This window comes from Cupriavidus sp. FW306-01-F10A (assembly GCF_058782785.1).
In genome coordinates this window covers 272,813-293,130 of sequence record NZ_JBYSYA010000002.1, presented here as the reverse complement: position 1 = coordinate 293,130, position 20,318 = coordinate 272,813, and the positions used below count along the sequence as shown (strand labels likewise).

Genomic DNA, 20,318 nt, shown 5'->3' with positions numbered 1-20,318 from the left:
CGGAGAAAAAACGATGAACATCATCGAGCAGATCGAGAAGGAAGAGATCGCGCGTCTGACCGCGAACAAGACCATCCCCGCATTCGCACCTGGCGACACCGTGATCGTCAGCGTGAACGTGGTGGAAGGTAACCGCAAGCGCGTGCAGGCCTACGAAGGCGTCGTGATTGCCAAGCGCAACCGCGGCCTGAATTCGTCCTTCATCGTGCGCAAGATCTCGTCGGGTGAAGGCGTGGAACGTACGTTCCAGCTGTACTCGCCGCTGATCGCTGCCATCGAAGTGAAGCGTCGCGGCGACGTGCGTCGTGCGAAGCTGTACTACCTGCGCCAGCGTTCGGGCAAGTCCGCACGTATCAAGGAGAAGCTGGTGTCGAAGGCTGCTGTCGCTGCCAAGGCTGCGCAGTAAGCTGGGCACGCCGGCCGGGGCAGCCCGGCCAGCGTTTCCTCAGGAAGGGCACCCCCGGGGTGCCCTTTTTGCATTGGCGCGGCACAAACGATGGAAGCGGCAGGCGTTTTTGCTGCAGCGCCAGAATGCGCGCTTCTGTCATACTTGCGATGTTATGCGTCCTGCTTTCGATCCCGAATCCCTCCCCGTCATCGACACCGACCTGCGCAACGGCGCCCTGAGCGCGCCGCGGCTTGAGGTGGACTTTATCCGGCACCGCTTCCGGGTGCCGCCGGCCTGGGCGCCGGAGCTGACCGATGAATCGCGCGTCTATGACCGCAGCCGCGGGCTGCGCGACGCCGCCGTGCTGGTGCCGCTGGTGGAGCGCCATGACGGCCTGACGGTGCTGCTGACGCAGCGCAATGCCAACCTGAGCGCGCATGCCGGGCAGATCAGCTTCCCGGGCGGGCGGCAGGAGTCATGGGATGTCAACCGTATCGACACCGCGCTGCGCGAGACGGAGGAAGAAGTGGGGCTGGCGCGCGACTATGTCGAAGTGCTGGGTGCGCTGCCGGACTACATCACCGGCACCGGTTTCCACGTGAGCCCCGTGGTAGGGCTGGTGCGCGACGGTTTCACGCTGCGCCCGGATGCCTCGGAGGTTGCCGATGTCTTCGAGGTGCCGCTCGCGTTCCTGATGGACCCGTCCCACCATGAACGGCGGCTGTTCCGCTGGGTCGACGGCGAGCGGGTGTTCTACGCCATGCCCTATCCGCGCGAGACTGGCGGCCACCGCTTTATCTGGGGTGCCACCGCGGGCATGCTGCGCAATCTTTACCACCTGCTGGCGGCCTGAGCCGCCGGCTTCTTACGCTGCGGCCTGGTCATTGCTGCCGATGCAGTGGGGGCAGCTCTTGCCGACCACGTAGTGCGGGCTTTGCTGCTCCTGCGGCGTGACCACCGCGCGGCAGGCAAAGCACTGCTTGGGGCCGGCCGGCTCCAGGCTGGGGTTCAGCGCGGTGCGGTAGTCAAAGACGAAGCAGTCGCCGCGATAATGGCTGCCACCGACTTCCTCGAAGTACTTCAGGATGCCGCCCTCGAGCTGGTACACGCGCTCGACGCCGACTTCCTGCATATGGATCGCCGCCTTCTCGCAGCGGATGCCGCCGGTGCAGAACGACACCACGGTCTTGCCTTCCAGCTCCGCCTTGTGGGCCGCCACCGCCTCGGGAAATTCGCTGAACTTGGCGATGTCATATTCCACGGCGTCTTCGAACGTGCCAACCGCGACTTCGAAATCATTGCGCGTGTCCAGCATCACCACCGGGCGGCCTTCGTCGTCGTGCCCCTGGTCCAGCCAGCGCTTCAGGTCGGCCGGACGCACTGACGGCGCGCGGCCTTCCTCGGGGCGGATCAGCGGCATCTTCATGGTGATGATTTCCTTCTTGGCGCGCACCAGCATGCGCTTGAAGGGCTGGTTTTCCGACAGGCTTTCCTTGGGCGCGATATCGGCAAAGCGCGCATCGGCGTGCAGCCAGGCCATGAAACCGTCGATGGCTGCGCGCGGCCCGGCCAGGAACATATTGATGCCTTCGGGCGCGAGCAGGATCGTGCCCTTCAGGCCGGCCGCTTCGCAGCGCTCGCGCATGGCCGGGCGCAGGGTCTCGATGTCGTCCAGCGAGACGAATTTGTAAGCGGAAATATTGACGATCTGCATGGGAGACTGCGCCTGCACGGCCGCGTCCCGGAGGGCGCCGACGGCTTGCGATAACTGCCTGATTGGAAAGGCGAAATTATAACGCGTGCGGGCGCCGCCGCCGCGCATTCCCAAGCACTCCGATCGGCTATGCCGGGCCCTCGCGCCAGGCCGCCTGCACGCAATATCGGAGGCATGCCAGCGGCCCGAGCCGGTACAATGTCGCCCATGTCCGCACCCCGCTTCGTACACCTCCGCCTGCATTCCGAATACTCCATCGTGGACGGCATCGTCCGCCTGGAAGACGCCGTCAAGGCCGCTGCCGCCGACGGCATGGGCGCGCTCGCCCTGACGGACCTCGCCAACGCCTTCGGGCTGATCCGTTACTACAAGGAGGCGCGCGGCAAGGGCGTGAAGCCGGTGGTCGGTGCCGACGTCTGGCTCACCAACGCCGAAGACCGCGACAAGCCGTCGCGCCTGCTGCTGCTGGTGCAGGACCGCCGCGGCTACCTGAACCTGTGCATGCTGTTGTCGCGCGCGTGGCTGGGCAACCAGCACCGCGGCCGCGCCGAGATCGATCCGGCCTGGTTCCTGGAACCCGGCGAGGACAACCTGCCGCTCGCGACCGGCCTGATCGCCCTGTCGGGCGCAATGGGTGGCGATATCGGCATGGCGCTGGCCAACGGCAATGCCGACGGTGCGCGCCGCGCGGCACAGCATTGGTCCACGGTATTCGCGCAACGCTTTTACATCGAACTGCAGCGCGCCGGCAACGCCGGCACCGATGCCTACGTGCAGCAGGCCGTGCAACTGGCGGCGGAACTGCAACTGCCGGTGGTGGCCACGCATCCGGTGCAGTTCATGACGCCGGACGACTACACCGCGCACGAGGCGCGCGTGTGCATCGCCGAGGGCGAGCTGCTGGCCAATCCGCGCCGCACGCGGCGCTTTACCACTGACCAGTACTTCAAGACCCAGGACGAGATGTGCGCGCTGTTCGCCGACATCCCCTCGGCACTGGAGAACGCGGTCGAGATCGCGCGCCGCTGCAACCTGACGCTGGAACTGGGCAAGCCGCGCCTGCCGCTGTTCCCGACGCCCGACGGCATGTCGCTGGACGACTACCTGGTCTACATGGCCAAGGACGGGCTGGAGAAGCGCCTGGTGGTGCTGTTCCCCGACGAGGCGGTGCGCGAATCCAAGCGCCCGGAATACTACGCACGGCTGGAGTTCGAGACCGGCACCATCATCAAGATGGGCTTCCCCGGCTACTTCCTGATCGTGGCGGACTTTATCAACTGGGCCAAGAACAACGGCGTGCCGGTGGGACCGGGCCGCGGTTCGGGCGCCGGTTCGCTGGTCGCGTATGCGCTCGGCATTACCGATCTGGACCCGCTCAAGTACGCGCTGCTGTTCGAGCGATTCCTGAACCCGGAACGGGTCTCGATGCCCGACTTCGACATCGACTTCTGCCAGCACGGCCGCGATCGCGTGATCACATACGTGAAGGAGAAGTACGGCAAGGACGCGGTATCGCAGATCGCCACCTTCGGCACCATGGCGGCCAAGGCCGCGGTGCGCGACGTGGGCCGCGTGCTCGATCTCGGCTACGGCTTTGTCGATGGCATCGCCAAGCTGATCCCGTTCAAGCCGGGCAAGCTGGTCACCATCGAGGAAGCCAAGAAGGAAGAGCCGCTGCTGACCGAGCGCGAGAACAACGAGGAAGAAGTGCGCCAGCTGCTGGAGCTGGCACAGCGCGTCGAAGGCATGACCCGCAACGTCGGCATGCACGCCGGCGGCGTGCTGATCGCGCCCGGCAGGCTGACCGACTTCTGCCCGCTGTACACGCAGGGCGCGCAGAACGACGGCATGAGCGGCGTGGTCAGCCAGTACGACAAGGACGACGTCGAGGCCGCCGGCCTGGTCAAGTTCGACTTCCTGGGCCTGACCACACTGACCATCCTGGACTGGGCCGAGCGCTATATCCGCCGCCTCGATCCGAGCAAGGCCGACTGGAATTGCAGCCATATCCCGCTCGACGACAGTCCCGCCTTCGATATCCTCAAGACCGCCAACACGGTCGCCGTGTTCCAGCTGGAAAGCCGCGGCATGCAGGGCATGCTGAAGGACGCCAAGCCTGACCGCTTCGAGGACATCATCGCGCTGGTGGCGCTGTACCGCCCGGGCCCGATGGACCTGATCCCCAGCTTCTGCGCGCGCAAGCACGGCCGCGAGAAGGTGGAGTACCCGGATCCGCGCGTCGAACCCGTCCTGAAAGAGACCTACGGCATCATGGTCTACCAGGAGCAGGTGATGCAGATGGCGCAGATCATCGGCGGCTACTCGCTCGGCGGCGCCGACCTGCTGCGCCGCGCCATGGGCAAGAAGAAGCCCGAGGAGATGGCCCAGCATCGCGTCATGTTCCGCGAAGGCGCCGACAAGAACGGCCTCTCCGCGCAGCAGGCCGACGACATCTTCGACCTGATGGAGAAGTTCGCGGGCTACGGCTTCAACAAGTCGCACGCGGCCGCGTATGCGCTGCTGGCGTACTACACCGCCTGGCTCAAGGCCCACCATCCGGCCGAATTCATGGCAGCCAACATGTCGCTGGCCATGGATGACACCGACAAGGTCAAGATCCTCTACGAGGACTGCAAGCTCAACAAGATCGCGGTGCTGCCGCCGGACGTCAACGCCAGCGAATACCGCTTCGCGCCGACCGATCCCAAGACCATCCGCTACGGCCTGGGCGGCATCAAGGGCAGCGGCCAGGGCGCGATCGAAGATATCCTGCGCGCGCGCGAGGAGCGGCCGTTCACCGATCTGTTCGACTTCTGCGAACGCGTCGACCGCCGCCAGGTCAATCGCCGCACCATCGAGGCGCTGATCCGCGCCGGCGCCTTCGACAGCCTGAACGACAACCGCGCCCAGCTGCTGGCCTCGGTGCCGATCGCGATGGAGGCCGCCGAGCAGAAGGCCGAGTCCGCCAACCAGGTGTCGCTGTTCGACCTGATGGGCGATGCCGGCGATGCGCACCGCCCCGAGCTGCTCGACGAACCGCGCTGGAGTCCCAAGCGCACGTTGCAGGAAGAAAAGCAGGCGCTCGGCTACTACTTCTCAGGCCATCTGTTCGATGCCTACCGCGACGAGGTGCGCCGCTTCAACAAGGGCACGCTGGCGGCGCTGGAAAAGGAAGTGCAGGGCAACGGCGGCGGCTTCGGCCGCGATGTGCGCGGCAAGACCATCGCCGGCGTGATCAGCGGCGTCCGCACGCAGATGACCCAGCGCGGCAAGATGGTGATCGTCACGCTGGACGACGGCACCGGGCTGGTCGAGATGACGGTGTTCAACGAGCTGTTCGACGCCAACCGGCACATGTTCCGCGAGGATGAGCTGCTGATCGCCACGGGGAATGCGCGGCACGATACGTTTACCGGTGGGGTGAGGTTTACGGCGGAATCGGTGATGGACCTGGTGGCCGCACGCGTCAGGTTTGCCAGCGCCGTGCGGTTGTCGATGAATGGGAATTCGTCGACCGGGATGTTGCGTGAACTGCTGATGCCGCACCTGGCCCGCGCCAGCGGTGGACAGGGTTTGCCGGTGCGCATCCACTACCAGTCGGCGGCGGCTTCGTGCGAGGCCATGCTCGGAGCGGACTGGAAGGTGGTGCCCTCCGACGAGGCGCTGACCGCGTTGCGGCTGGCACTGTCGCCGGACAGCGTCAGCACCCTCTACGAATAAACCGACGGCAGCGGCGGTCTCAGGCCGCCTGCCGGGCGGCGCGCGCGCTGGCCGCCAGCGCTAGCAGCGCGTCGACGTGGGCCTCGATGCCCGGATCGTAGTCGAGCATCGCCATCGGATCCGCCAGCCGGCCTTGGCCGCTGCGTGCCGCGTCGACCGCGGCGCGAATCGCGCGGTCGAGCGTCTCGGCGCGATCGCGTGCGAAGGCATGCACCGCCTGCGGCCGGATCACCTCCAGGCAGGCAATATTGTCGGCAAAGACCAGCGGTGTGCCGCACAGCACCGATTCCACGCCGACCAGTCCGAACGGTTCATAGCCCGACGCCAGGATGGTGAAGTCCGCGGCGCGGTAGAGCGCGTCGATGCGGCTGCTGTAGCCCAGTTCCCGTACCCGCGGGATGGTGCGCCCGACCGGACGGCCGGCCACGGCAAGCGTGATCGGCAGGTCCGATTTGGAGAAATAGTCGGCAAGCAGGTCGAAACCCTTGCGGGCATGGCCCGAGGACGGGAACAGGAACACGACCTCATCGTCACCGAAACCGAACTCACGGCGCAACGCGGCGCGCGCGTCGGCGTCGACCGGCGTGAAGCGCTGCGTGTCGACCGGCGGGTAGATCAGTTCCACGCGGTCCGGCGGCATCCCGTACAGCTCGATCACCTCGCGGCGCATCAGCGCCGAATGTGCCACCACGCGGTGCGCGCCAGCATACTGCGCACTCTCCAGGTCGATCTGCCACTGGTCGGAGCGGCGCGCTGTCGTGCCGCGCGCGCCGAGATAGCCGCGATGGGTGCCGCCGCAGATGGCGATATCGGAGCCGCGCACGCGGTTGCAGCCAATCAGCACTTCGTCCGCGGGACGGCGCGCTTGCAGCCGCCACGAGAAGTAGCGGTCGCGCAGCTTGCCAGGCAGCCACGACACCACGATCCGGTGCGGGGCAATGCCGGCCGACTCTGCCACGCCGGCGTCGAAGCGGCGCGCGTAGACCGACACCTCGGTGCCGGCGCGGCCTGCCATGGCCCGGCTGATGTCGAGCGCATAGCGTTCCAGGCCGCCGCCAGCGCCGAAGCGATTGCAGGAGATGCCAACTTTCATCGATGCATGGAATAAAGGGGAGGGGCGGCCGGCCGCCTCAACGGGTGACCTCAGGGGCGGCTGCCTTGAGGCTGGTGTCGGCCTGCAACTGCGCCAGCTTGGCGTACTTGTAGTAGCTTGCCTGCGCATTCATCAGCGCCACGCCGAAGCCTGCGCTGCCGTCCAGGAAGCCGCGCTTGAGCAGGTAGGTCCGGATGAAGGCCCACAGGCCGTGCCCCGCGGCGGACGCCACCGAACTACGCTTGCCCCGCGCGTAGGCCTGCTGCGCGCCTGCGCTGGAGTAGCTGTCGATCTTGTGCAGCACGTCCGACAGTGTGCGGTAGCTGTAATGGACAAGCGGCTCGCGCAGATGGGTGACCGGATCGTCCACCTTCAGGTGTTCGTGGACCAGGTCATCCGTGAAGCGGCCGCGGCCCTTGCGGAAGACGCGGGTCACATAGTCCGGGTACCAGCCGGCGTGGCGCACGAAGGTGCCGCAGAACGCTGACAGGCGCGGCAGCGCAAGCGCGTGGGCGTCGGCCCGCTTCAGATGGCCCAGGATCTCGTCGCGCAGGGCGGGCGTGACACGTTCGTCGGCATCGAGACTCAGGATCCAGTCGCCCGTGGCGGCGTCAACCGCGCGGTTCTTCTGCGGGCCGAAGCCAGGCCAGTCGTCGGTCTGGATGACGGTGGCGCCGGCGGCACGCGCAATCGCCACAGTGTCATCCGTGCTGGCCCAATCCACTATAATCGCCTCTTCGCACCAGGACACGCTTTCGAGGCATGGCCCGATATTGTGAGCTTCATTCCTGGTAATGATGACGGCCGAGACTCTCATGGAACATAGGGGAGGCACGCAGGTCGGACAAGACCGACGGGCCGCCGGAGTCGCCCACGGCGCCAGGCGCTGGATCGAGACCGCGTATTCTACCGCACTGGCGCATGGCGCCCTCCGCGCACCCTGATGCCATCGAGTCGGCTAGCGGGCCGCTTCCTGAAACTCAAATTGATGATACGAGCACAATTGTTCCGTTCCGCCGGGATGGAAGAAGTCTTCCTTCTGCCTGCGCGTGCAGCATTGGTCTCTCTGTCGCCGGCTGCAATCCGGGCAAGACCGGACACACAGGTGCTGGCCGCATGATCGGCGCCTACGTCATCAATCTCGACTCCGCGCGGGAACGCCGGGAGCGCATTTCCGGCCAGCTGGCGGGCCTTGGCATCCCGTTCCAGGTGTTCCGGGCCGTGGATGGCCGCGTGCTGGCGGAGCAGGAAGTGGCCAGCAAGTACGATGCCGCCGCCGCCGCCGCGCGCTACCGCCCCATGAGCCGGGGCGAGGTCGGGTGCGGGTTGAGCCACCTCGGTGTATACCGCAAGATGCTTGACGACGGCGCCGCCTTTGCGCTGGTGCTGGAGGACGATGCTTCGCCCGGCCCCGACCTGGCAACCGTGCTGGCCGACCTGGAGTCGCGTCTGGATCCGGACCGGGCCGAGGTGGTGCTGCTGTCCCATGTCGACAAGTACACCCGCTGGGGTGCCCGCAGGCTCGGCGGTGAACGACGCCTGGTCAGGCGCTACGGCGAATGGTGGCGCGCGCACGGCTACGTGGTGACGCGCGCCGCAGCGCAACGGCTGCTGGCGGGCTTGCAGCCGATGTGGTGCGCGGCCGACTACTGGTCGGCCTTCGAAAAGCAGGGCCTGGTGTCGGTCAGTGCGGTGGTGCCATATTGCATCGGCCTGACCGAGCTGGCCGAGACCTCGTCGCTCGAAACGCATCGCGCCGACCTGGACGCCACCGACAAGGCTCAGCGCAGCATCGGCTATTATCTGCGCCGCTACGTCTATCAGCGCTTCCTGTTCCAGCTCATCGTCAGGCCCTTCCTTCGGGTAGCCCGGCAGAAGCGGCCGGGCTAGCGCCGGGCCGGCACGCCGCCTCCACACACAAGACATATCAGTGACCACATCCAAACCGCCCATTTCGCCAGGTGCCGCCGTGCCGTCCAGCATGGCCAGCCGGCTCTGGTCTTACCTGCGCCCCGAGTTACGCATCTTCATCGGCGCTATCCTCGCCATGGCCGTGGTCGCGGGCAGCGAAGGGGTGATCCCCAAGGTTGTCAATGACCTGCTCGACAAGGGCTTCGGCGGCGACTACGCCGGCACGCTGTGGCATGTCCCCGCCATCCTGACCGGCGTGGCCCTGATCCGCGGCCTGGCGCAGTTTGCCTCGGGCTACCTGCTGAACCTGATCTCGAACCGCGTGCTGCTGAAGATGCGCCTGCAGATGTTCGAGCGCCTGCTGCAGGCGCCGGCGTCGTTCTTCCACCGCAACACGGCGGCTTCGCTGATCAATGCCGTGATCTTCGAGGTCAACCAGGTGCTGCAGATCCTGACCAGCGTCTTTATCACGCTGGTGCGGGACTCGCTGACGGTTGTGGCGCTGCTGATCTACCTGTTCTATACCAACTGGCGCCTGACGCTGATCGTGGCGGTGATCCTGCCGGTGATCGGCTACCTGATGTCGAAGATCAACCGCCGGCTGCGCAAGCTCAACCGCGATCACCAGGCCTTTACCAACAACGCTGCCTATGTCGTGGAAGAGGCCGTGGGCGGCTACAAGGTGGTCAAGCTGCACGGCGGCGAGGCCTACGAGATGGGCCGCTTCCGCACCGTGGCCGAGCGGCTCAAGAACTACTCGATGCGCATGGCGGTTGCCGGCGGGCTGAACCAGCCGGTCACGGCCTTCCTGGCCGCGCTGGCGCTGTCGGTGATCATCACCATTGCGATGGTGCAGGCGCAGGCCAACCAGACCACGGTGGGCGGTTTTACCGGCTTTGTGATGGCGATGCTGCTGCTGATCTCGCCGCTCAAGCACCTGACCGACATCAACCAGCCGCTGACGCGCGGCATCACCGCAGCCGAGATGATCTTCCGGCTGATCGATGAACCGATCGAGCCGCAGGACGGTGGCAAGATGCTGGATCGTGCCCGTGGCGAACTTGCCTTCGAGCAAGTCGGCTTCCGCTACGGTGAAGCATCGCGTGCCGCGCTGGAGGGCATTGACCTGCGCGTCAGTCCGGGCGAAGTGGTGGCGCTGGTGGGTCCGTCGGGAAGCGGCAAGACCACGCTGGTCAACCTGGTGCCGCGCTTCTTCGACCCGACTGGCGGGCGCATCCTGCTGGATGGCACGCCGCTGACCGAGTTGTCGCTGAAGGACCTGCGCAACCAGATTGCCTTCGTCAGCCAGGACGTGGTGCTGTTCAACGACACCGTCGCCGCCAACGTGGCATATGGCGCGCAATCCGACAGCGAGATCGACATGGCCCGCGTTGAGCGCGCGCTGGCGGCCGCCTACCTGACGGAAACGGTCAAGGGGCTGCCGGAGGGCCTGAACACCAATATCGGCGACAACGGCATGAAGTTGTCCGGCGGCCAGCGCCAGCGGCTGGCGATTGCCCGGGCGCTGTATAAGAACGCGCCCATCCTGATCCTGGACGAGGCGACTTCGGCACTGGATTCGGAGTCCGAGCGCCAGGTCCAGGCGGCGCTGGAGGAACTGATGAAGGGCCGGACCACGCTGGTGATTGCGCACCGGTTGTCCACCATCGAGAACGCCGACCGCATCGCCGTGCTGGACCACGGCCGCGTGGCGGAGCAGGGCACGCACGCGCAGCTGCTGGCGGCCAACGGCCTGTACGCCGGGCTGCACCGGATCCAGTTCGCGACGCAGCAAGGGTAACGGACCTGCCAACGACAAAGGCCGGCGCTTGCGCCGGCCTTTGTCGTTTCCTTCGTGCTCAGTTTGGCGAGGTGACGGGCGGCTGCACGCCCAGCACTTCATCGATGGCAGCCAGCACCTGATCCCGCCGCGGCACCACGCCGCCGCCGCCCAGCGAGACCGCGCGGCCCGGCGCATCGACGCCGTACAGGTGGCGCGACGTGGTCGTGAACAGGATCACGGTCGGGCGGCGCAGCGCATCGGCGATATGCACGAAGCCGGTGTCCATGCCAACCACCAGCGATGCCTTGCCTACCATCTGCGCCACGCCGGTGATGCTCAGGCGTGGCATCACTTCGGCGTTGGGCACGCTGGCGGCGATGGTTTCGGCTTCCTTGCGCTCCGCGTCGTTGCCCCAGGGCACCAGCACGCGCAGCCCGCGCGCCGAGATCGCGCTGCCCACGCTGATCCAGTCGGCGACCGGCCACTTCTTTTCCTCGCTCGAGGTGGCATGGAACAGCATCGCGTACGGACCCTTGGCGGCCGGCGCCGGCGTGTCTGCGGGCATCTCCAGGCCGTAGTCCATGTCCCTGGTCAGCTCATAGCCCAGGGCGCGGCTGACGGCGCGGCGCATCCGCTGCCGCGCGCAATCTTCTTCGACAAATGGCTGGAACACATGGTTGTAGGCGAAGCGTGCGCCGCTCTCGCCCAACTCTGCCACGGGGTAGCCATAGCGATTGCGCGTGCGTGCCAGGAACGTCACGATGGCGCTCTTGTAGACGCCGTGGACGTCCAGCACCGCATCGTACTTCTCGCGGCGCAGTTCACGCAGCGCACTGAAGATCGCACGCAAGCCAGCCCAATTGCGCGATTTCTTGAAGCCGCGCAGCGGCGCGGAAATCACACGCTCGATATTCGGATTCCAGCGCGGCACGTCGGCGCAATATGAGTCGGCGATCCAGTCGATCTTGACGCCGGGAAAGGCCCGCTGCAGGTCCGCGACCAGCGGCTGGGTGAACACCATGTCGCCGAGAGAGGTCAGCTTGACGATGAGAATACGTTTCATCAGGAACAGTATGATGGGCAGTGTGCCCGCCTGGTTCGGAAGGTGCGTAGTATGCCTTATGCAGGGGACATGTGTCCGTGCGATGCATGGGCGACATGGCGCCCGCCACACTCATGCCGATCCGTTAGTATCTGCATCAGAAGCCCACGATCGATGACGCCTATCCAACAGGAGACCACCATGTCCGACCCGGCATTCGCCATCAGCCGCTACCCCGTTCCCGCGCTGACCGACCTCCCCGACGACATCCGCGCCCGCATCCTGGAAGTCCAGGAAAAAGCCGGCTTCGTCCCCAACGTCTTCCTGGCGCTGGCGCACCGTCCCGACGAGTTCCGCGCGTTCTTCGCCTACCACGACGCGCTCATGCTCAAGGAGGGCGGCCTGACCAAGGGCGAGCGCGAGATGATCGTGGTGGCGACTTCCGGCGCCAACCAGTGCCTGTACTGCGTGGTGGCGCATGGCGCGATCCTGCGCATCTATGAGAAGAAGCCGCTGGTGGCGGACCAGGTGGCGGTGAACTACCTGAAGGCGGATATTCCGCAGCGCCAGCGCGCGATGCTCGACTTTGCGATGAAGGTGTGCAAGGCGTCGCATGAAGTCGGCGATGCCGACTTTGCTGCGCTGCGCGAGCACGGTTTTTCCGAGGAGGATGCCTGGGATATTGCCGCCATCACGGCGTTCTTCGGCCTGTCGAACCGGATGGCCAACACCGTCAGCATGCGCCCGAACGACGAGTTCTACCTGATGGGCCGGGTGCCGAAAGCGAAGTAACGCCGCAGCGGCTCAGCGCACCTCGGCGCAGGCACCGCTCTTGGGGTCGAACAGCACCGGCCACGCCTGCTCGTAGATGCCGGGCGTGCAGTGCTTCTCGCAGCGGTTATGGGCCAGCGTCACGCGGCGCGGATCCTGCCACACCAGCAGCTTGCACTGGCTGCCGTCGATGGCCTGCAGTTCGATGTGCGGGGTCGCGCGGACCTGGCGGAACTCGGCCAGGTTGAATTCGCAACTGCCGCGCCGCGATACCCATAGCTTCCACTTGAGCGCACGCACCTCGTTGGCCTTGACGTCCATCAGCGCGTCTTCGCGGAAGCCGTCTTCCTCGGTGCGCTTGCAGGCGGCGGCAATGTTGATGGTCTTGTTCGCGATCGGGGTGGCGCGCTCCTTGGGCGCGGCGGCGACCGCTTCGCCCTTCGCCTCGGGCGGCGGTGCGGGGGCGCGCTTGGCAATCGGCAATGGCGCGCACGCCACCGACAACAGAAGGGCCAGCAGACAGGTCCCATGGTTCGTGGCGTTCATGCCGGACTCCTTGCTTGCCGACCGGGCCGCGCCCCGCATCGGGGCGGCAAGCCGGGCGCGGCATCCGTGCGGATGCCGCTGACTACGTTGGCTTAGTTATAGCGGATGGCAAACGGAATTGGAGTAGGACCATCACCGAGTCCGTAAGGAGACGGACGCTAGCGGACACGCGCAGGCGCTGCAGCGCGGTTACGTTCGTAAACAGCTTGATACACAGATGCGGAATGCGGCGTGCTAGCCTTTCTCAACCATCGCTCGCCGCCGCCAAAAAATGAAGCCCCGCGCCCTTGTTGCCCTCATCGTATTGCCCGTGCTCCTTGGCACCTTCTCCGCCGCCGCCCAGGCCGACGACGACTGGGACGACGATGATGATCACCGCTACGCGCGCCGGTACAAGGGCGGCGACTACAAGGAAGAATTCTGGGTCGGCAACTGCAAGATCAAGCGCAAGTGGAAAGACAACGGCGAGTACAAGGAGGAGCGCAAGTGCAAGGACCGGCCGGTCGTGTACCAGCCGCCGCCGGCCGTGTACTACCAGCCCGAACCCGCCTTCGTGGTGAGTCCGCAAGTCGTGATCCGGCCCTAGCCTGGTCCGGCCAGAATGCAGAAAGGCCCGCCAGTGAGCGGGCCTTTCCATGCCTGCGCCGGCATCTTCACATCAGGATGATGTCGTACTGTTCCTGGTGGAACGTCGATTCCACCTGCAGCGAAATCGGCTTGCCGATGAAGTCGCCAAGCATCGCCAGATGCTGGCTTTCTTCTTCCAGGAACAGGTCGATCACTTCCTGCGAGGCCAGGATGCGGAATTCGCGCGGGTTGAACTGGCGCGATTCGCGCATGATCTCGCGCAGGATGTCGTAGCAGGCCGTACGCGGCGTCTTGACCTGGCCCTTGCCGTGGCAGACCGGGCATTGCTCGCACAGCACATGCGCCAGCGACTCGCGCGTGCGCTTGCGCGTCATCTCGACCAGGCCCAGTTGCGAGAAGCTGTTGACCGTGATGCGGGTGCGGTCGCGTGCGAGCGCTCGCTTCAGCTCGGACAGCACCGCGTCGCGGTGCTCGGCGTTCTCCATATCAATGAAGTCGATGATGATGATGCCGCCGAGGTTGCGCAGGCGCAGCTGCCGCGCGATGGTGTGGGCCGCCTCCAGGTTGGTCTTGAAGATGGTGTCGTCGAAGTTGCGCGCGCCCACGTAGCCGCCGGTGTTGACGTCGATGGTCGTCATCGCCTCGGTCTGGTCGATCATCAGGTAGCCGCCCGACTTCAGGTCCACCCGGCGCGACAGCGCCTTCTCGATCTCGGCGTCGATATTGAACAGGTCGAAGATCGGGCGCTCGCCGGTGTAGTGCGACAGCCGCGGCAGCACCGCCGGGGTGTATTCCTTGGCGAACTCCAGCAGCATCTGGTAGTTCTCGCGCGAGTCGATCTGGATCACGCCGGTGGCGTCGTTGATAAAGTCGCGCAGCACGCGCTGGGCCAGGTTCAGGTCCTGGTAAAGCAGGTTGGGCGCGGGCAGGGTAGTGGCGTTCTGGCGGATCGCGCCCCAGATCTTGCGCAGGTAGGCGATATCGTTGCCGAGTTCTTCGTCGGTCGCTTCCTCGGCAATGGTGCGCACGATAAAGCCGCCGCGCTCGTCGTCGGGCACCAGGCCCTGCACGCGGCTGCGCAGCGCCTCGCGGTCCACTTCGCCCTCGATGCGCTGCGAGATGCCGATATGCGGGTCCTGCGGCAGGTACACCAGGGTACGCCCGGCGATGCTCACCTGGGTCGACAGGCGCGCCCCCTTGGTGCCGATCGGGTCCTTGATCACCTGCACCATGAGTGCCTGGCCTTCGAACAGGGTCTTCTCGATGGCCAGCTGCGGGGTGGAATTGTTGCGGTCGGCATCACGCGGATGCCAGATGTCGGCCACGTGCAGGAAGGCGGCGCGCTCCAGGCCGATATCGATAAAGGCCGATTGCATGCCGGGCAGCACGCGCACCACCTTGCCCAGGTAGATATTGCCGACCAGCCCGCGGGTGAGCGTGCGTTCGACATGCAGTTCCTGCACCGCGGCCTGCTGCACGATGGCGACGCGGGTCTCTTGGGGCGTGATGTTGACGAGGATGTCTTCAGTCATAGCGGGTGAAACGCGTCGCCGGTGGCCCGGCTGTATAGGGTGGTCCGGCGCTGGGCCGGGTCTTGTCTGGGCACGGAGGGCGCTGCTCAGAACTGCAGGCGGGCCTGGCGAAGTAACGCCGCCGTCTCAAACAAGGGCAAGCCCATGATACCTGAATAGCTGCCACTGATCCGCTCGACGAACTCCGCCGCCCGGCCCTGGATGCCGTAGGCACCGGCCTTGCCGAGCGGCTCGCCGCTGGCGACGTAGCGTTCGATCTCGGCGGGCTGCATCGGGCGGAAGGTGACTTCCGAGATCGACAGCGCATGCCGCATGCCCGTGGTCGACACGATCGTCACGGCGGTCAGGACGCGGTGGGTGCTGCCCGAGAGCGCGCCCAGCATGGCCGCGGCATCGGCGCCGTCGGCGGGTTTGCCCAGGATGCGGCCGCCCAGGCAGACCGTGGTGTCGGAGGTCAGCACCGGCGCATCGGGCAGCGCGCGGCGTTCGCGGCGGCGCAGCGCGGCTTCGGCCTTCAGCGCGCAGACGCGCTGGACGTAGTCGTCGGGGGTCTCGCCGGGCTGGACGGCCTCGAGCGCTTCGGCATCCTCGTCGTCATCGGCCAGCAGCAGTTCGTAGCGCACGCCGAGCTGGGTCAGCAGCTCGCGGCGGCGCGGGCTCTGCGAGGCGAGGTAAAGGTAGTCGTGCAGGGTGTCGGGCATCGCGGCGGAGGGGCCTACCGGCGACAGCCGGGATCAGGCCCGATGATAGGGGTGGTTCTGTGTGACGGACCAGGCGCGGTACAGCTGCTCGGCCAGCAGCACGCGCACCATGCCGTGCGGCAGGGTCAGGCTGGACAGCCGGATCAGGGTGCTGGCGCGGGCTTTCAGGGCGGGATCGAGCCCGTCGGCGCCGCCGATCAGGAAGGCCACGTCGCCGCCCTCGCGCTGCCAGTCGGTCAGCTGCGCGGCCAGTTGCACGGTGGTGAAGTCGCGCCCGCGCTCATCCAGCGCGACGATGCGACACTGTTTCGACAGCGAGCCCAGCACCGCCTCGATGCGCGCGGCTTCGCGCTGCATCACGGTGGCGGCGTTGTTGCTGGACGAGCGGGTTTCGGGCTTGACCTCGCGCAGTTCGATGCGCAGCTCGGGCGGCATGCGCTTGGCGTACTCGCTGAAGCCGGTCTCGATCCAGCCGGGCATCTTGTGGCCGACGGCCACGATCACCAGTTGCATGGGGCAGGGGATGGGTCATGCTGCGCGGCCGCCGGGCGGCCGCGCGCCGGGACTCAGGCCGAGCGGGTGGTGCGCTTGCGCGCGGCCGGCTTGGCTGCTGCGGTCTTGCTGGCAGCGGTCTTGCTCGGGGCCTTCTTGGCCGCGGTCTTGGTTGCGGTCTTGCGCGCGGTGGTGCCGGCAGCGGTCTTGCGCGGCGCCGCGGCGCGGGTGCCGGCGGTCTTGGTCGCTGCCGTCTTGGTGGCGGTCTTGCGGGCCGGCTTGCGGATGGTGGCGATGGCGTCCGCGTCGGTGTCCTCATGGCCCATCGGCGGCGACGGCTCCTTCATGCCTTCGGGCAGGCGGGCCAGCGCGGGGCGCAGGTTGCTGGCGCGGCGCACGGTGCGCACCGGGGCTTCTTCCTCGTCCTCGTCCATCGGCTCGCTGGCCTTGGCCAGGCCGCGGCCGCCGGCGGCCAGCTTCATGCGCACCGGCTTGTCGCCCCAGATTTCTTCCAGGTTGTAGTACAGGCGCAACTGCGGCTGCAGGATGTGGACCACGGCGTCGCCACAGTCGACCAGCACCCATTCGCCGGTTTCCAGGCCCTCGACCGCCACGATATGGCCGCCGGCTCCCTTCACCGTATCCCGCACCGACGCTGCCAGCGCCTTGGTCTGGCGGTTGGATGTCCCGCTGGCAATCACCACCCGGTCGAACAGTTCAGTCAGGTGGCTGGTGTCGTACACCTTGATGTCCTGCGCTTTGACATCCTCGAGGCCGTCGACGATGGCGCGTTGCAGTTTACGAATATCCATGGTGTCTTCTTGTTCAGCTGAGATCGGTTGGGGGTGGGCGCCGGGACTGGTGCAACCCCGGTCATGCCCTGGCCGGGGCGTTGCGGTACAGCCCGTGGTTGGCAATGTAGTGTGCCACGCCGGGCGGCAGTTGGTCATCTGCCGGCTGGCCGGCTGCCAGCCGCTGGCGCAGGTGGGTGGAAGACAGGTCGACGGCGAGCGTCTGGTCGATCCACATCCGGCCGGAGGGCGTGCATTGTATCAGGTGCGTGTCAGCCTGGCGTTCGGCCAGTGCCGCCAGCACCGGACCCTCCAGTGCCGCCAGTTCAAAGCGCGGCCGCGTGGCGGTGCACAGGTGCACGTGTTCGAACAGTGCCTGCCAGCCGTGCCAGGTGTGCAGGCGCAGCAGCTGGTCGGCGCCCATCAGCCAGCACAGCGAGGTTTCGGGGCCGTATTCGGCGCGCAGCTGGCGTACGGTGTCGATGGTGTAGCTGGGGCCGGCGCGGTCCACTTCCATGCGGCTCACGCGGACTTTGGCGCCGCTGTCGCCAAGCGCCGCGGCGGCGAGTTCGGTCATGGCCAGGCGGTCGGCGGCAGGGGTCACGTCGTCGCCTTTTTGCCACGACTGGCCGGTGGGTATCCACACCAGCTCATCCAGCCCGAGGTGTTCGATGCACAGCCGCGCCAGTGCCAGGTGGCCGACGTGGGGAGGATCAAATGTGCCGCCCAGGATACCCAGGCGATAGGGGCGGGCGGACGGTTGCGGCGGTTCTCCCGCGTCGGCGGCGGGCTTGCGGTGTTGCGCTGGATTGGCCATAGGTCAGGCGTCAGGCCCAGTCGCGCGCTGGCAGGAAATCGGTGTACAGCGCCGCTTCGGGGCTGCCCGGTTCCGGTTGCCAGTCATAGCGCCAGGTCACCAGCGGCGGCATCGACATCAGGATGGATTCGGCGCGTCCGCCCGACTGCAGGCCGAACAGCGTGCCGCGGTCGAACACGAGGTTGAATTCGACGTAGCGCCCGCGCCGGTAGGCCTGGAAGCCGCGCTCGCGCTCGCCGTAGGGCGTGTCCTTGCGCGCCTGCAGGATCGGCAGGTAGGCGTCCAGGAAGGCGTCGCCGACCGATTGCATCATGGCGAAGCTGCGCTCGAAGCCCAGCGCGGAGAAGTCATCGAAGAAGATCCCGCCCACGCCGCGCGCCTCGTTGCGGTGGCGCAGGAAGAAATACTCGTCGCACCACTGCTTGAAGCGCGGGTACAGGTCGTCGCCGTAGGGCGCCAGCGCCTGCTGGCAGGTGCGGTGGAAGTGCGCGCAGTCGCCGGCGTCGCCGTAGTAGGGCGTCAGGTCCATGCCGCCGCCGAACCACCATACCGGCTCGGCCCCCGGCTTGAGCGCCAGGAAGCAGCGCACGTTCATATGGACCGTGGGCACATAGGGATTGCGCGGGTGGAACACCAGCGACACGCCCATGGCCTCGAAGCTGCGCCCGGCCAGTTCCGGCCGGTTGGCGGTGGCCGACGGCGGCAGGGTGTCGCCGCTCACGTGCGAGAAGCCCACGCCGGCGCGCTCCATCACCGCGCCGCCTTCCAGGATGCGGGTGCGGCCACTGCCGCGCAGGCGTTCGGTGGGCGGTTTCTCCCAGGCGTCGGTCAGGAACGGCTGGCCGTCGATGGCACCGATGGCATCGGTGATGCGGTCTTGCAGACCGAGCAGATAGGCACGGACTGCCTGGGAATCGATCATGGTTGGCGGAAAGCGGATGGACCGGGCTGAGGGCGGCCTGGCAGCCTTGGCGGCTGCCAGGCGCGTCACAGCGTTGTCACGATTGTACCGGCTGAGGCGGCCGGCGGGTCGCGCAGGTCCAAAGCTGGCCGGCAAGGCGGATCAGCCATGCCGGCCGGAACGGCGTTTGCCGGGAAGGATCAGCGCTTGATGGCGCGGTAGCCGATGTCGGTCCGGTACTGCATGCCGTCGAAGCGGATCTGCTCGACCGCGGCATAGGCGGCGCGCTGCGCTGCCTTGACGGTGTCGGCCAGGCCCACCACGCACAGCACGCGCCCGCCCGAGGTCAGCAGGGTGCCGTCCTTGAGGGTGGTGCCGGCGTGGAAGGTCACGCTGTCGTCGGTCTCGGCCGGGATGCCGGTGATGGCATCGCCCTTGCGCGGGCTGTCGGGATAGCCGTAGGCGGCCATCACCACGCCCAGCGCGGTGCGGCGGTCCCAGTCCAGCTCGATGCTGTCGAGCTTGCCGTTGACGGCGTGCTCCATCACATCGACCAGGTCGGTCTTCAGGCGCGCCAGGATCGGCTGGGTTTCGGGGTCGCCCATGCGGCAGTTGAATTCCAGCGTCTTCAGGTTGCCGTCCTTGTCGATCATCAGGCCGGCGTACAGGAAGCCCGTGTACGGGATGCCGTCCTTTTCCATGCCGCGCACGGTCGGCAGGATGATCTCGCGCAGCGCGCGCGCATGCAGCGCGGGCGTGACCACCGGGGCGGGGGAATACGCGCCCATGCCGCCGGTGTTGGGGCCGGCGTCGGCATCCAGCAGGCGCTTGTGGTCCTGGCTGGTGGCCAGCGCCAGCACGTTCTTGCCGTCGACCAGCACGATAAAGCTGGCTTCCTCGCCGTCCAGGAACTCTTCGATCACCACGCGCGCGCCGGCGTCGCCGAGCTTGTTGTCGGCCAGCATCATGTCGACCGCGGTGTGCGCTTCTTCCAGCGACATCGCCACCACCACGCCCTTGCCCGCTGCCAGGCCGTCGGCCTTGATCACGATCGGAGCGCCCTGGGCGTCGATGTAGGCGTGCGCCTGGGTGGCGTCGGAGAAGGTCTGGTAAGCGGCGGTCGGGATGCCGTGGCGCTCCATGAACGCCTTGGCGAAGTCCTTGGACGATTCCAGCTGCGCGGCAGCCTGGGTCGGCCCGAAGATGCGCAGGCCCTTGGCGCGGAAGATATCGACAATGCCGGCGGCCAGCGGGGCCTCGGGGCCGACCACGGTGAAGGCCACGCCCTCGCGCTCGGCAAAGGCGGCGATGACCTCGGGGTCGGTCAGCGGAACATTCTGCAGGCGCTTGTCGAGCGCGGTCCCGCCGTTGCCCGGCGCCACGTACACCACCTGCACCTTGGGGGACTGGGCCAATTTCCAGGCCAGCGCGTGTTCACGTCCACCCGAGCCGACAACCAATACTTTCATGATCACTGCCAGAAAAGAAACACATACTAAAAGGCGGCGGCCTGGGCTGTGTCCGGGGC

General features: G+C 66.8%; 19 protein-coding genes. 7 read left to right on the top strand and 12 right to left on the bottom strand.

What is annotated here, in order from left to right:
• The first annotated feature begins 13 nt into the window (after nucleotides 1-13).
• Nucleotides 14-406 carry a 50S ribosomal protein L19 gene (gene rplS, locus AC3WLF_RS04365; protein WP_492321423.1) on the top strand — a complete coding sequence of 131 codons (393 nt, stop codon included), beginning with the start codon at nucleotides 14-16 and terminating at the stop codon, nucleotides 404-406.
• Nucleotides 407-560: 154 nt separating this feature from the next.
• Complete coding sequence (locus AC3WLF_RS04360; protein ID WP_010812923.1) at nucleotides 561-1,241, top strand: CoA pyrophosphatase; 681 nt, start codon at nucleotides 561-563, stop codon at nucleotides 1,239-1,241.
• A 12-nt stretch (nucleotides 1,242-1,253) separates the two neighbouring features.
• Here the strand turns inward: AC3WLF_RS04360 and AC3WLF_RS04355 are convergent, their stop codons facing one another.
• Nucleotides 1,254-2,102, bottom strand: a complete 849-nt coding sequence (locus AC3WLF_RS04355; RefSeq protein ID WP_492357881.1) for a sulfurtransferase — start codon at nucleotides 2,100-2,102, stop codon at nucleotides 1,254-1,256.
• Between the two features lie 207 nt (nucleotides 2,103-2,309).
• Here AC3WLF_RS04355 and dnaE point away from each other — a divergent pair, with 207 nt between their 5' ends.
• The gene (gene dnaE / locus AC3WLF_RS04350; protein ID WP_492357880.1) at nucleotides 2,310-5,822 is read left to right on the top strand and encodes a DNA polymerase III subunit alpha; all 3,513 of its coding nucleotides are present in this window, start codon (nucleotides 2,310-2,312) and stop codon (nucleotides 5,820-5,822) included.
• Nucleotides 5,823-5,841: 19 nt separating this feature from the next.
• Here the strand turns inward: dnaE and AC3WLF_RS04345 are convergent, their stop codons facing one another.
• Nucleotides 5,842-6,915, bottom strand: coding sequence for a glycosyltransferase family 4 protein (locus tag AC3WLF_RS04345; RefSeq protein ID WP_492321426.1), 1,074 nt, complete (start codon nucleotides 6,913-6,915; stop codon nucleotides 5,842-5,844).
• A gap of 37 nt (nucleotides 6,916-6,952) precedes the next feature.
• Complete coding sequence (locus AC3WLF_RS04340; protein WP_492357879.1) at nucleotides 6,953-7,732, bottom strand: glycosyltransferase family 2 protein; 780 nt, start codon at nucleotides 7,730-7,732, stop codon at nucleotides 6,953-6,955.
• Between the two features lie 299 nt (nucleotides 7,733-8,031).
• Between AC3WLF_RS04340 and AC3WLF_RS04335 the strand changes: the two genes are divergently transcribed.
• Nucleotides 8,032-8,805, top strand: coding sequence for a glycosyltransferase family 25 protein (locus AC3WLF_RS04335; RefSeq protein ID WP_492351763.1), 774 nt, complete (start codon nucleotides 8,032-8,034; stop codon nucleotides 8,803-8,805).
• Between the two features lie 91 nt (nucleotides 8,806-8,896).
• Nucleotides 8,897-10,627 (top strand): lipid A export permease/ATP-binding protein MsbA, encoded by a 1,731-nt coding sequence (gene msbA / locus AC3WLF_RS04330; RefSeq protein ID WP_492321445.1) that lies wholly within the window; start codon nucleotides 8,897-8,899, stop codon nucleotides 10,625-10,627.
• Between the two features lie 58 nt (nucleotides 10,628-10,685).
• Here the strand turns inward: msbA and waaC are convergent, their stop codons facing one another.
• Complete coding sequence (waaC, locus tag AC3WLF_RS04325; RefSeq protein ID WP_010812916.1) at nucleotides 10,686-11,672, bottom strand: lipopolysaccharide heptosyltransferase I; 987 nt, start codon at nucleotides 11,670-11,672, stop codon at nucleotides 10,686-10,688.
• A gap of 180 nt (nucleotides 11,673-11,852) precedes the next feature.
• On the opposite strand from waaC, the gene AC3WLF_RS04320 reads away from it, so the two are divergent.
• Nucleotides 11,853-12,443: a peroxidase-related enzyme gene (locus tag AC3WLF_RS04320; RefSeq protein WP_010812915.1), complete on the top strand. Its 591-nt coding sequence runs from the start codon at nucleotides 11,853-11,855 to the stop codon at nucleotides 12,441-12,443.
• A gap of 12 nt (nucleotides 12,444-12,455) precedes the next feature.
• Here the strand turns inward: AC3WLF_RS04320 and AC3WLF_RS04315 are convergent, their stop codons facing one another.
• Complete coding sequence (locus AC3WLF_RS04315; RefSeq protein WP_492321429.1) at nucleotides 12,456-12,968, bottom strand: hypothetical protein; 513 nt, start codon at nucleotides 12,966-12,968, stop codon at nucleotides 12,456-12,458.
• Nucleotides 12,969-13,239: 271 nt separating this feature from the next.
• Here AC3WLF_RS04315 and AC3WLF_RS04310 point away from each other — a divergent pair, with 271 nt between their 5' ends.
• Nucleotides 13,240-13,554: a hypothetical protein gene (locus AC3WLF_RS04310; RefSeq protein ID WP_492321430.1), complete on the top strand. Its 315-nt coding sequence runs from the start codon at nucleotides 13,240-13,242 to the stop codon at nucleotides 13,552-13,554.
• A 67-nt stretch (nucleotides 13,555-13,621) separates the two neighbouring features.
• Here AC3WLF_RS04310 and rng read toward each other — a convergent pair whose 3' ends face one another.
• The 7 genes from rng to purD all read right to left on the bottom strand — a co-directional run bounded on the left by rng (nucleotide 13,622) and on the right by purD (nucleotide 20,259).
• On the bottom strand, nucleotides 13,622-15,088 hold the full coding sequence (gene rng / locus AC3WLF_RS04305) for a ribonuclease G (RefSeq protein ID WP_010812912.1): 1,467 nt from the start codon (nucleotides 15,086-15,088) through the stop codon (nucleotides 13,622-13,624).
• A gap of 86 nt (nucleotides 15,089-15,174) precedes the next feature.
• Nucleotides 15,175-15,789, bottom strand: coding sequence for a Maf family protein (locus AC3WLF_RS04300; protein ID WP_010812911.1), 615 nt, complete (start codon nucleotides 15,787-15,789; stop codon nucleotides 15,175-15,177).
• Between the two features lie 33 nt (nucleotides 15,790-15,822).
• A complete protein-coding gene (gene rlmH, locus AC3WLF_RS04295) occupies nucleotides 15,823-16,302 on the bottom strand; it encodes a 23S rRNA (pseudouridine(1915)-N(3))-methyltransferase RlmH (protein ID WP_011614787.1) in 480 nt (159 codons plus the stop codon).
• Between the two features lie 53 nt (nucleotides 16,303-16,355).
• Nucleotides 16,356-17,093: a ribosome silencing factor gene (gene rsfS / locus AC3WLF_RS04290; RefSeq protein ID WP_492321431.1), complete on the bottom strand. Its 738-nt coding sequence runs from the start codon at nucleotides 17,091-17,093 to the stop codon at nucleotides 16,356-16,358.
• A gap of 61 nt (nucleotides 17,094-17,154) precedes the next feature.
• Nucleotides 17,155-17,889 carry a nicotinate-nucleotide adenylyltransferase gene (locus tag AC3WLF_RS04285; RefSeq protein WP_492321432.1) on the bottom strand — a complete coding sequence of 245 codons (735 nt, stop codon included), beginning with the start codon at nucleotides 17,887-17,889 and terminating at the stop codon, nucleotides 17,155-17,157.
• A 10-nt stretch (nucleotides 17,890-17,899) separates the two neighbouring features.
• Entirely contained in the window at nucleotides 17,900-18,811 is a 912-nt protein-coding gene (gene hemF / locus AC3WLF_RS04280) for an oxygen-dependent coproporphyrinogen oxidase (protein ID WP_492351765.1), read from the bottom strand.
• Between the two features lie 179 nt (nucleotides 18,812-18,990).
• Nucleotides 18,991-20,259, bottom strand: a complete 1,269-nt coding sequence (gene purD / locus AC3WLF_RS04275; protein ID WP_010812906.1) for a phosphoribosylamine--glycine ligase — start codon at nucleotides 20,257-20,259, stop codon at nucleotides 18,991-18,993.
• Nucleotides 20,260-20,318: the final 59 nt, after the last annotated feature.